This window comes from Streptomyces xanthii, assembly GCF_014621695.1.
Classification (GTDB): Bacteria; Actinomycetota; Actinomycetes; order Streptomycetales; family Streptomycetaceae; genus Streptomyces; species Streptomyces xanthii.
The window spans coordinates 1278642-1290260 of record NZ_CP061281.1 but is presented as its reverse complement, the minus strand read 5'-3'; the positions used below and the strand labels follow the sequence as shown (position 1 = coordinate 1290260).

Below are 11619 nucleotides of genomic sequence, written 5' to 3'. Positions count from 1 at the left end.
CTCGGCGTCGGCATGGTCGGCTACGCGTTCATGGGCGCCGCCCACTCCCAGGGGTGGCGCACGGTCGGACACGCCTTCGACCTTCCGCTCAGGCCCCGGCTCGCCGCGGTCTGCGGGCGGGACGGACAGGCCGTGCGCGAGGCGGCCGACCGGCTCGGCTGGGCCGCGGCCGAGACCGACTGGCGTGCGCTGATCGCCCGGGACGACGTCGACCTCGTCGACATCTGCACCCCCGGCGACAGCCACGCCGAGATCGCCGTCGCCGCCCTCGAGGCCGGCAAGCACGTGCTGTGCGAGAAGCCCCTCGCCAACACCGTCGAGGAGGCCGAGGCGATGACCGAGGCCGCGCGGGCCGCCGCCGCACGCGGCCAGCTCGCCATGACCGGCTTCAACTACCGGCGGGTCCCGGCCATCGCGCTGGCCCGCCGGATGATCTCCGAGGGCCGCCTCGGCACCCTGCGCCACGTCCGCGTCAGCTACCTCCAGGACTGGCTCGTCGACCCCGCCTTCCCGCTCACCTGGCGCCTGCAGAAGCCGTACGCCGGCTCGGGCGCACTCGGTGACCTGGGGGCGCACGCCGTCGACCTCGCCCAGTTCCTCGCGGGGGAGCCCGTCGCCGGGGTCTCCGCGCTCACCGAGACCTTCGTCAAGGAACGCCCGCTGCCGGCCGGCGCCACCTCGGGCCTGTCGGCGACCGGCGCCGGCGGCGTCGGGCAGGTCACCGTCGACGACGCCGCCGTGTTCACCGGCCGCTTCGCCTCCGGGGCACTCGCCTCCTTCGAGGCGACCCGCTTCGCCTCCGGCCGCAAGAACGCCCTGAAAGTGGAACTCAACGGTGAGCGCGGCTCCCTGGCCTTCGACCTGGAGCGCCTCAACGAGCTGTACTTCCACGACCACACCGAACCCGGCGTCAGCGCCGGCTTCCGCCGCATCCTCGTGACCGAACCCGAGCACCCCTACCTGGAGGGCTGGTGGCCGCCGGGCCACGGCCTCGGCTACGAGCACACCTTCGCGCACCAGGCCCGCGACCTCGTCCACGCGATCGCGGCCCGCACGGCGCCCGCCCCGTCGTTCGCCGACGGGCTCCAGGTGCAGCGCGTCCTCGCCGCCGTGGAGGAGAGCGCGGCGAAGAACTCCGTCTACACCCCCGTACCGGCCTGAGGAGGTCCGCACACCGTGCCACGCCAGTTCACGCTCTTCACCGGACAATGGGCCGACCTGCCGCTCGAGGAAGTCTGCCGCCTGGCCCGCGACTTCGGCTACGACGGACTCGAACTCGCCTGCTGGGGCGACCACTTCGAGGTCGACAAGGCCCTCACCGACCCGTCCTACCTGGACTCCCGCCACGCCCTGCTCGACAAGTACGGGCTCAAGTGCTGGGCCATCTCCAACCACCTGGTCGGCCAGGCCGTCTGCGACGCCATCATCGACGAACGGCACCAGGGCATCCTGCCGGCCCGCATCTGGGGCGACGGGGACGCCGAAGGCGTCCGGCAGCGGGCCGCCGCCGAGATCAAGGACACGGCGCGCGCCGCCGCGGCCTTCGGCGTCGACACCGTCATCGGCTTCACCGGATCGTCGATCTGGCATCTCGTCGCCATGTTCCCCCCGGCCCCCGAGTCGATGATCGAGCGCGGCTACGAGGACTTCGCCGAGCGGTGGAACCCGATCCTCGACGTGTTCGACGCGGAAGGCGTCCGCTTCGCCCACGAGGTCCACCCCAGCGAGATCGCCTACGACTACTGGACCACGCACAAGGCGCTCGAAGCGGTCGGTCACCGGCCCGCGTTCGGCCTCAACTTCGACCCCTCGCACTTCGTGTGGCAGGACCTGGACCCGGTCGGCTTCCTGTGGGACTTCCGGGACCGCATCTACCACGTCGACTGCAAGGAGGCCCGGCGCCGCCTCGACGGCCGCAACGGCCGCCTCGGCTCCCACCTGCCCTGGGGCGACCCGCGCCGCGGCTGGGACTTCGTCTCGGCCGGACACGGGGACGTGCCCTGGGAGGACGTCTTCCGCATGCTGCGCTCCATCGACTACACGGGGCCGGTCTCCGTGGAGTGGGAGGACGCCGGCATGGACCGCCTGCAAGGGGCCCCCGAGGCCCTGCGCAGCCTGAAGGCTTTCGACTTCGAACCGCCCACCGCGTCCTTCGACGCTGCCTTCAACAGCTGACCGACCCGGCACCCGGCGAGCAATCGCCACGGGGGGAGGGACCGGCACCGCACGCCGGTCCCTGATCCGGGCTGCCCAGAACCGGCTTTGTCCTGTGATGGGAGAAAGCTCAACCAACAGTGGCGCAAGGGGTGTTCGCCCCGGACAAACGCCGCTACGGTCCCAGACGTGTCCCCGCAGTCGCCCCGAGCACTCCGGGACACCCGCACCTCCGGGGTGACGGCGCACCCCGGCGCCCGCACCGCACGTCCGAGCACCCGTTCCGTACGGCCCACCCGTTCCCGGAGGGACTTCGTGCACAGAACCCGATCCAGAAGCAGCGGAGCCTTGCGTCGCCCCCGACTCCGCACCGCCCTCGCCCTGCTCACCGGCACCCTGCTCGCCGTGGGCACCCCGACGCTGACGGCCGTCGCGGCCGAGCCCGCGGACAACACCGCCCCGGCTGCCTCGGCCGGCGGGGCCGCCTCGACCGCCGCGGCCGCCGAGGGCCAGTTCCAGCAGGTCCCCCTGGCCAAGGGCGAGCCCGAGATGGGCGAGCCGATGTCGCTCGCCGTACTGCCCGACCGCAGCGTCCTGCACACCGCCCGCGACGGCACGCTCCGCCTCACCGACCAGGGCGGCGTCACCAAGGTCGCCGGCAAGATCCCCGTCTACAACCACGACGAGGAGGGCCTGCAGGGCGTCGGCATCGACCCCGACTTCAAGAACAACCGGGCCGTCTACCTCTACTACGCGCCGCCGCTCGACACCCCCGCCGGTGACGCCCCGGAGACCGGGACCGCCGAGGACTTCAAGAAGTTCGACGGCGTCAACCGCCTGTCCCGCTTCGTCCTCAACAGCAACGGCACCCTCGACATGGCCAGCGAGAAGAAGGTCATCGACGTCGCCGCGTCCCGCGGCATCTGCTGCCACGTCGGCGGTGACATCGACTTCGACGCGCAGGGCAACCTGTACCTGTCGACCGGCGACGACTCCAACCCCTTCGCCTCCGACGGCTTCACCCCGATCGACGAACGCCCGGACCGCAACCCCGCGTTCGACGCCCGCCGCTCCGCCGGCAACACCAACGACCTGCGCGGCAAGATCCTGCGCATCAAGGTGGCCGAGGACGGCTCGTACACGGTCCCCGAGGGCAACCTCTTCGCCCCCGGCACCGAGAAGACCCGCCCCGAGATCTACGCGATGGGCTTCCGCAACCCGTTCCGGATGAGCGTCGACGACAAGACCGGCACCGTCTACGTCGGCGACTACGGCCCCGACGCGGGCGCCGCCGACCCGAAGCGCGGCCCGGGCGGCCAGGTCGAGTTCGCCAAGGTCACCAAGGCCGCCAACTTCGGCTGGCCGTTCTGCACCGGGAACAACGACCCGTACGTCGACTACGACTTCGCCACCAAGGAGTCCGGCGAGACCTTCGACTGCGCCGCGCCGAAGAACACCTCGCCGCACAACACGGGCCTCGTCGACCTGCCGCCCGCGCAGGCCGCGTGGATCCCGTACGACGGCGGCTCCGTGCCCGAGTTCGGCTCCGGCTCCGAGTCCCCGATGGGGGGCCCGGTCTACCGCTACGACCCGAACCTCGACTCCAAGGTGAAGTTCCCCGAGGCCTACGACGGGGACTTCTTCGCCGGTGAGTTCGGCCGCCGCTGGATCAAGCGGATCGAGCAGAACGAGGACGGCACGGTCGCGAAGATCAACGACTTCCCGTGGACCGGCACCCAGATCATGGACATGGAGTTCGGCCCCGACGGCGCGCTCTACGTCCTCGACTACGGCGTCTCCTGGTTCCAGGGCGACGAGAACTCGGCCCTGTACCGCATCGAGAACGCCGCCGACGGCTTCTCCCCGATCGCCGAGGTCAAGGCGGACCGGACCTCCGGCGCGGCCGGCATGAAGGTCGCCTTCACCGGCACCGCCAAGGACGCCGACTCGCCGAACCTGACCTACAGCTGGGACTTCGGCGACGGCACCAAGGGCGAGGGCCTCACCCCGACCCACCAGTACAAGAAGATCGGCACCTACACCGCGACCTTCACAGCCAAGGACCCCGAAGGCAACACGGGCAACGCCAGCACCCGGATCGTCGTCGGCAACACCGAGCCCAAGGTTAAGATCGACCTCCCGGCCAACGGCACCCTCGCCAAGCTCGGAGACCCCGTCCCCTTCAAGGTGACCGTCACCGACCCCGAGGAGCAGATCGACTGCTCCAAGGTCAAGGTCGCCTACAGCCTCGGCCACGACTCCCACGCCCACGAGCTCACCAGCGAGATGGGCTGCACCGGCACCCTGAAGCCGCCCGCCGGTGACGGCGGACACGACCCCAACGCCAACATCTACGGCGTCGTCGGCGCCGGCTACACCGACAAGGGGGCCAACGGCCAGGAGGCGCTCACCGGCACCGCCCGCGCCGTCGTGCAGCCGCCGCACCGCCAGGCCGAGCACTACAGCAAGCAGCAGGGCACCACCCAGCAGAGCAAGACGGAGGCCGAAGGCGGCAAGACCGTCGGCGACATCCACAACGGCGACTGGATCTCCTTCACGCCCTACAACCTCACCGGCGTCAAGAAGCTCACCGCCCGCGTCTCCTCCGGCGGCGCCGGCGGCATCCTCGAGGTGCGCACCGGCTCCGCGACCGGACCCCTCCTGGGCTCCACCACCGTCCCCGTCACCGGCGGCTGGGCGAACTTCCAGAACGTCGACGTAGCCCTGACGAAGGTCCCGACGAAGACCACCGACCTCTACCTCGTCTTCAAGGGCGGCACCGGAGCCCTCTACGACTTGGACTCCTTCGAGCTCTCCACCCAGGCCCCCGCGAAGGACGCCAAGCGGGTCCTGGTCTTCTCCAAGACCGCCGGCTTCCGCCACGACGCCATCCCGGACGGCATCGCCGCCCTCAAGGAACTCGGCGCGGGCAGCGACATGACCGTCGACGCCACGGAGAACGCCGCCCAGTTCACCCCCGACAACCTCGCCCGCTACGACGCCGTCGTCTTCCTCTCCACCACCGGCGACGTCCTGAACGACACCCAGCAGAAGGCCTTCGAGGACTACATCGCCGACGGCGGCGGCTACATGGGCATCCACGCCGCCGCCGACACCGAGTACGACTGGCCGTACTACGGCAACCTCGTCGGCGCCTGGTTCGACTCCCACCCGGCCATCCAGAAGGCCACCGTCCGCGTCGAGGACCGGGACAACCCGGCCACCAAGCACCTCGACGCCACCTGGGAGCGCACCGACGAGCTGTACAACTACCGCAGCAACCCGCGCGGCAAGGTCCACGTCCTCGCCTCGCTGGACGAGACGACCTACCAGGGCGGCACCATGAAGGGCGACCACCCGATCGCCTGGTGCCAGAACTACGGCGGCGGCCGCTCCTTCTACACCGGCCTCGGCCACACCAAGGAGTCCTACGCCGACGACGCCTACCGCAAGCACCTCCTCGGCGGCCTGAAGTACGCCACCGGCCAGACCGCGGCGGACTGCAAGCCGGACAAGGGCTACCGGCCGATCTTCAACGGCCAGACCCTGGACGGCTGGAAGCAGGCCGGCCCCGGCGGGTTCGACATCAAGGACGGCACGCTCGCGTCCAACGGCGGCATGGGCCTGCTCTGGTACCAGGCCCACGAGCTCTCGTCGTACTCCCTCAAGCTCGACTGGAAGATGCAGGGCGACGACAACTCCGGCGTCTTCGTGGGCTTCCCCGCCTCCGACGACCCCTGGTCCGCCGTGAACAAGGGCTACGAGGTCCAGATCGACGCCACGGACGCGCCCGACCGCACCACCGGGTCCGTCTACACGTTCAAGGCGGCGGACATCGAGGCCCGTGACGCGGCCCTCAAGCCGCCCGGCGAGTGGAACTCCTACGAGATCCGGGTCCAGGGCGAACGCCTCCAGGTCTTCCTCAACGGAGTCAAGATCAACGACTTCACCAACGAGGACCCCGAGCGCAGCCTCAAGGACGGCTACATCGGCATCCAGAACCACGGTGACGCCGACCATGTCTCCTTCCGCGACATCCAACTCAAGGAACTGAGCGACTAGCCCGCCCCGGCACGCCGGGCCGCTCCCCGAGCGACCCGGCTGCCCCGGAACCGCAGGCCGATCCATCACCACCGGCCCCGGCGGCCGGGCCCGATCCGACCGGCCCGTCCGGTCCGTGTGGCGTGCCTGACCTGCCCGGCCGCGCTCCGGCGAGCGCTGTCGGGTGAGTTCCGGGAAGCCCCGGGGGCCCTGGAGCACCCAGAGCCAACAGGACACGCACGGAACCCAGGCCATCCAGGCCAGCCAGAACGACACGCCGCACCACCGGGCCGGCCCCCGGGCCCTCCGGCCCGGGCCGAAGAACCCGGAGACCCGCCCCCGCGACGGGACCCCGGGCACCCCGAACGGCGGCGGGCGGAGGACGCCGGACCTCCGCCCGCCGTCCCGCCCGGCCACCACCACTCCGGCCACCACCCCCGGTTCGCGTTCGACAAGGAGGCTGCCCATGTCCACCGAACCGTCCTCCACCACCCCCACCGCCACCGACACCGTCCCCGCCCCGCGCTTCGGCGTCTGGCTCATCGGCGCCCGCGGCTCCGTCGCCACCACCGCTGTCGCCGGCTGCGCCGCCGTCGCCGCCGGACTCCATCCCCCGACCGGCATGGTCACCGAGACCACCCCCTTCACCGACTCCGGGCTCCCGTCCCTCAGCTCACTCGTCTTCGGCGGACACGACACCGTCGACTGCCCGCTCCCCAAACGCGCCGAACACCTCGCCGCCGGCGGCGTCCTGCCCCACGGCCTCCCGTCCGCCGTCCACACCGAACTCACCGCCGCCGACCGCGAGATCCGCCCCGGCGGCCCCCTTCCCGGCCGGGACGACGACCGCACGACCGACGCCCTCATCGACACGTTCGCCGCCGACCTCACCGACTTCGTCCGCCGCGAGAACCTCGCCGGCGCCGTCGTCGTGAACGTCGCCTCCACCGAACCGGCACCCCCCGACGGACACCTCCCCCCGAGCTCCCTCTACGCCGCCGCCGCACTCCGTGCCGGCTGCCCCTACGTCAACTTCACCCCCTCGACGGGCCTCCACCACCCCGCCCTCTCCGAACAAGCCGCCACCGCGCCCGTGCCCCACGCCGGTCGCGACGGCAAGACCGGGCAGACCCTCCTCCGTTCCGTCCTCGGCCCGATGTTCCTTCAGCGCGCCCTCGACGTCCGTGCCTGGTCCGGCACCAACCTCCTCGGCGGAGGCGACGGCGCCGCCCTGGCCGACCCGGCCGCGGCCGCCGCCAAGAACGCGGGCAAGGAACGCGTCCTCGCCGACACCCTCGGCGCCGCCCCCCAGGGCGAGGTCCACATCGACGACGTGCCCGCACTCGGCGACTGGAAGACCGCCTGGGACCACATCGCCTTCGACGGCTTCCTCGGCGCCCGCATGGTGCTGCAGACCACCTGGCAGGGCTGCGACTCCGTCCTCGCCGCCCCTCTCGTCCTCGACCTGGCCCGCCTCCTCCTGCGCGCCCATTCCGTCGGCCTCACCGGCCCCCGCCCCGAACTCGGCTTCTACTTCAAGGACCCCGACCAGGGCGCCTCCTCGTCCCTCGGCGAGCAGTACGCCGCCCTGGTCGACTTCGCGGGTCGCCTGCGAGGCCGGTCATGAGCGCGGCCGACCCCGAGACGACCGGCCGGCGGAACGGACCCCGCAGGCTCGACGCGGCGGACACGGCAGGCACAGCGGATGCGTCCGCGGGGGCAGCCGCAGGGGACTGGGCCGAGGCCCCCGACGCGCGAACCGCGCCCCCTGCCGTGGTGACCGCCGGTGCGGCGACCGACACCGGGTCCACCCCGCACGGCCCCGCCTCCCGACGTGGCGACGCAGACGCACCCGCAGCCACCGGAACCCGAAGCGGACCCCGAAACGGATCCCGAAACGGATCCCGAAACGGATCCCGAAACGGATCCCGCACCGGCCCCCGAACAGGCGCCACCTCCCGCGCCCGAGCCTGGGCCGAACTCCTGCGCCTGCCCGCCCTGTTCACGGTCCCCGGTGACGCCCTCGCCGGCGCCGCCGCCGTCGGAGCCCGCCCGAACCGCCGTACCCTCCTGGCCGTCGCCTCCTCCCTGTGCCTGTACGAGGCCGGCATGGCCCTCAACGACTGGGCGGACCGTGCCGAGGACGCCGTCGACCGCCCCCACCGCCCGATCCCCTCGGGCCGCATCCGCCCCTCCGCGGCACTGGCGGCGGCGGGCGCCTTCACGGCAGCGGGCGTGGGCCTCGCCTTCCGCGCAGGCCGGGCCCCCGGCGCCGTCGCCGGAGCCCTGGCCGCGACGGTCTGGGCGTACGACCTGCGCCTGAAGCACACCCCCGCCGGACCCCTGGCCATGGGCGCGGCCCGCGGCCTCGACCTCTTCCTCGGCGCCTCGGCCACCCGCACCGCCCCTCGGCCGGCGGCCGCATCCCCGGCAGCCCCGGTGCCGCGCGCCGAACCCGGCCGCCGGGCATCGAACGGCACCGCAACACCCCCGCCCACCGCACTCCGGCCCACCGCACCCGGGCAGCGCACTCCGCTCCGCGCCATGCCCACCGCAACCGGCTCGACACAGGGCCGAGCCGCCCGCCGTGCCGCAGACGCGACCACTGCGACCACCGCGACCGCGCGGCCCACCGCCCCGCGCCCGAGCCGTGGCGGATCCACCTCGCCGGCCCCGCTCCGCGCCGCCCTCCCCTCAGCCCTGACCCTCGCCGGCCACACCGTCGCCGTCACGACGGTCTCCCGCAACGAGACCACCGGCGGCCGACCCCAGGTCCCCGCCGCGGCCCTGGCCGCCACCGCGGCCATCGCCGCGCACCTCACCAGACCCCCGGCAGGCCGAGGCGCCGCAGCCCCCCTCGGCCTGCCGGGTCCCACCGCGTACGCGGTCACCACGACCCGGCCCCTCCTCCATGCCGCCCTCAACCCGTCACCACCCCTGACCCAGCGCGCCGTCGGCGCCGGGATCCGCGCGATGATCCCGCTCCAGGCCGCCCTGGCCGCCCGCGCGGGCGCGCCCGGAACCGCCCTGCTCACCGCAGCCCTCGCCCCTCTCGCCCGCCGCTTCTCCCGGAAGGTGAGCGTCACATGACCCTGCGCTGGGGCTACGGAACCAACGGACTCACCGACCTCCGCCTCGACGACGCCCTCGCCCTCCTGGCCGACCTCGGCTACGACGGCGTCGGCCTCACCCTCGACCACATGCACCTCGACCCTCTGCTCCCGGACCTGGCGGCCCGCACCCGCCAGGTCGCCCGGGCCCTGGACCGGTACGGGCTCAAGGCCACCGTCGAGACAGGCGCCCGCTACGTCCTCGACCCGCGCCGCAAACACGGACCCTCCCTCCTCGACCCCGACCCCGACGCCCGCGCCGCCCGCGGCCGGCTCCTCGTACGCGCCGTCCAGGTCGCCGCCGACCTGGGCGCCCACGCCGCGCACTGCTTCAGCGGCATCACCCCGGCCGGCACCGACCGGGACACCGCCTGGAAGCGCCTCTCCGGCGAACTCGCCCCGCTCCTGGAAGCCGCCACCGGCGCCGGCGTGCCCCTGGCCGTCGAACCCGAACCCGGCCATCTCCTCGCCACGCTCGACGACTTCCACCACCTGCGCGGCTTGCTCGGCAGCCCCGACGCTCTTGGCCTCACCCTGGACATCGGCCACTGCCAGTGCCTGGAACCCGCCTCGCCCGCCGACTGCGTCCGCGCGGCGGCGCCCTGGCTGCGCCACGTCCAGATCGAGGACATGCGGCGCGGCGTCCACGAGCACCTCCCGTTCGGCGACGGAGAGATCGACTTCCCGCCGGTCCTCGACGCCCTGGCCGACACCGGATACCAGGGCCTCGTCGTCGTCGAACTCCCGCGCCACTCCCACGCGGGGCCCGAACAGGCCGCCCGATCCCTCCCGTTCCTCCGCGCCGCAGCACGAGGAGGCAGCTCATGAGCAGGACCACCACCGTCACCGCGCTGCGCGCCCACCTCGACGCCGCGCTCACCGAACCCGCCCGCGACTGGCTCGACCAAGCCCTGGCTGCCGCCCGCAGCACTACCGGCACGGCTTCGCAGGCCTGGGAGACCCGGTTCGCCGAGGCCGGGCGCCGCACCGGCCAGGACAACGCCGACGCCACCCGCGTCGTCCTGCTGCACGCCGCAGGCGCCGACACGACCACCCTCCACCGGCTGTACACCGAGGGCACCGCCGCGGAACGCCGTGCCGTCCTGCACGCCCTGCCCCACCTCGTGCCGGGCCCCGAAGGACTGCCTCTCGTCGAGGACGCGCTGCGCACCAACGACACCCGGCTCGTCGCCGCCGCCGTCGGCCCGTACGCCGCCGCGCACCTGCCCGCCCACCACTGGCGGCACGCCGTCCTGAAGTGCCTGTTCACCGGCGTGCCCGTCGACGCAGTCGCCGAACTGCCCAGACGCGCCCACGGCGACGCCGAACTCGCCCGCATGCTGGGCGACTTCGCAGCCGAACGCACAGCCGCCGGCCGGGCCGTCCCCGAGGACCTGCACCGCGTCCTGGCCCTGACCGAGCCCGCACCCCACGACCCGGGCACCGAGGCGAAGGAGTCCTGATGCGCATCTTCGACCCGCACATCCACATGACCTCGCGCACCACCGACGACTACGAGGCCATGTACGCAGCGGGCGTCCGCGCCCTCGTCGAGCCCGCCTTCTGGCTCGGCCAGCCGCGCACCTCGCCCGCCTCCTTCTTCGACTACTTCGACGCGCTCCTCGGCTGGGAACCCTTCCGTGCCGCCCAGTACGGCATCACCCACCACTGCACGATCGCCCTCAACCCCAAAGAGGCCAACGATCCGCGCTGCACCCCCGTCCTCGACGCCCTGCCGCGCTACCTCGTCAAGGACAACGTCGTCGCCGTCGGCGAGATCGGCTACGACTCCATGACCCCGGCCGAGGACACCGCCCTGGCCACCCAGCTCCAACTCGCCGCCGACCACGAACTGCCCGCCCTCGTGCACACCCCGCACCGCGACAAGCTCGCCGGCCTGCGCCGCACGCTCGACGTCGTCCGCGAGTCCGCGCTGCCCGTCGACAGGGTCCTCGTCGACCACCTCAATGAGACCACCGTCAAGGAGGCCAAGGACGCCGGCAGCTGGCTCGGCTTCTCCGTCTATCCCGACACCAAGATGGACGAGGACCGCATGGTCGACATCCTGCGGACCTACGGACCGGAGAAGGTCCTCGTCAACTCCGCCGCCGACTGGGGCAAGAGCGACCCGCTCAAGACCCGCAAGGTCGCCGACGCCATGCTCGCCGCCGGCTTCACCGACGACGACGTCGACCTGGTCCTGTGGCGCAACCCCGTCGCCTTCTACGGACTCAGCGGCCGCCTCCAACTCGACGCACCCGCCCCGCCCGAGGCCACCCACGAGGGCAACTCCATCCTCCGCGGCGGAGCGTGA

Annotated in this window: 8 protein-coding genes; all 8 read left to right on the top strand. The window is 72.8% G+C overall.

Features of this window, described 5'->3' with window-relative positions; all coding sequences use genetic code 11:
• Positions 1 to 12: 12 nt before the first annotated feature.
• The 8 genes from IAG42_RS05985 to IAG42_RS05950 all read left to right on the top strand — a co-directional run bounded on the left by IAG42_RS05985 (position 13) and on the right by IAG42_RS05950 (position 11619).
• Positions 13 to 1161: a Gfo/Idh/MocA family protein gene (locus tag IAG42_RS05985; protein WP_223206361.1), complete on the top strand. Its 1149-nt coding sequence runs from the start codon at positions 13 to 15 to the stop codon at positions 1159 to 1161.
• A gap of 15 nt (positions 1162 to 1176) precedes the next feature.
• Complete coding sequence (locus IAG42_RS05980; RefSeq protein ID WP_188335969.1) at positions 1177 to 2175, top strand: sugar phosphate isomerase/epimerase family protein; 999 nt, start codon at positions 1177 to 1179, stop codon at positions 2173 to 2175.
• A 294-nt stretch (positions 2176 to 2469) separates the two neighbouring features.
• The gene (locus tag IAG42_RS05975; RefSeq protein ID WP_188335968.1) at positions 2470 to 6216 is read left to right on the top strand and encodes a ThuA domain-containing protein; all 3747 of its coding nucleotides are present in this window, start codon (positions 2470 to 2472) and stop codon (positions 6214 to 6216) included.
• Positions 6217 to 6661: 445 nt separating this feature from the next.
• Positions 6662 to 7822, top strand: a complete 1161-nt coding sequence (locus IAG42_RS05970; protein ID WP_188335967.1) for an inositol-3-phosphate synthase — start codon at positions 6662 to 6664, stop codon at positions 7820 to 7822.
• Positions 7819 to 9285, top strand: a complete 1467-nt coding sequence (locus IAG42_RS05965; RefSeq protein ID WP_188335966.1) for a UbiA family prenyltransferase — start codon at positions 7819 to 7821, stop codon at positions 9283 to 9285. The genes IAG42_RS05970 and IAG42_RS05965 overlap by 4 nt, the downstream gene beginning before the upstream one ends.
• Entirely contained in the window at positions 9282 to 10133 is an 852-nt protein-coding gene (locus IAG42_RS05960; protein ID WP_188335965.1) for a sugar phosphate isomerase/epimerase family protein, read from the top strand. Before IAG42_RS05965 ends, IAG42_RS05960 begins: the two co-directional genes overlap by 4 nt.
• Positions 10130 to 10768 (top strand): EboA domain-containing protein, encoded by a 639-nt coding sequence (locus IAG42_RS05955; protein ID WP_188335964.1) that lies wholly within the window; start codon positions 10130 to 10132, stop codon positions 10766 to 10768. Before IAG42_RS05960 ends, IAG42_RS05955 begins: the two co-directional genes overlap by 4 nt.
• Positions 10768 to 11619: a TatD family hydrolase gene (locus tag IAG42_RS05950; RefSeq protein ID WP_188335963.1), complete on the top strand. Its 852-nt coding sequence runs from the start codon at positions 10768 to 10770 to the stop codon at positions 11617 to 11619. Before IAG42_RS05955 ends, IAG42_RS05950 begins: the two co-directional genes overlap by 1 nt.

Bases quoted from the DNA above. Each gene is read 5' to 3' on its own strand.
- IAG42_RS05970 (WP_188335967.1), top strand. From the start codon at position 6,662: ATGTCCACCGAACCGTCCTCCACCACCCCCACCGCCACCGACACCGTC.
- IAG42_RS05955 (WP_188335964.1), top strand. From the start codon at position 10,130: ATGAGCAGGACCACCACCGTCACCGCGCTGCGCGCCCACCTCGACGCC.
- IAG42_RS05950 (WP_188335963.1), top strand. From the start codon at position 10,768: ATGCGCATCTTCGACCCGCACATCCACATGACCTCGCGCACCACCGAC.
- IAG42_RS05960 (WP_188335965.1), top strand. From the start codon at position 9,282: ATGACCCTGCGCTGGGGCTACGGAACCAACGGACTCACCGACCTCCGC.
- IAG42_RS05985 (WP_223206361.1), top strand. From the start codon at position 13: ATGGTCGGCTACGCGTTCATGGGCGCCGCCCACTCCCAGGGGTGGCGC.
- IAG42_RS05965 (WP_188335966.1), top strand. From the start codon at position 7,819: ATGAGCGCGGCCGACCCCGAGACGACCGGCCGGCGGAACGGACCCCGC.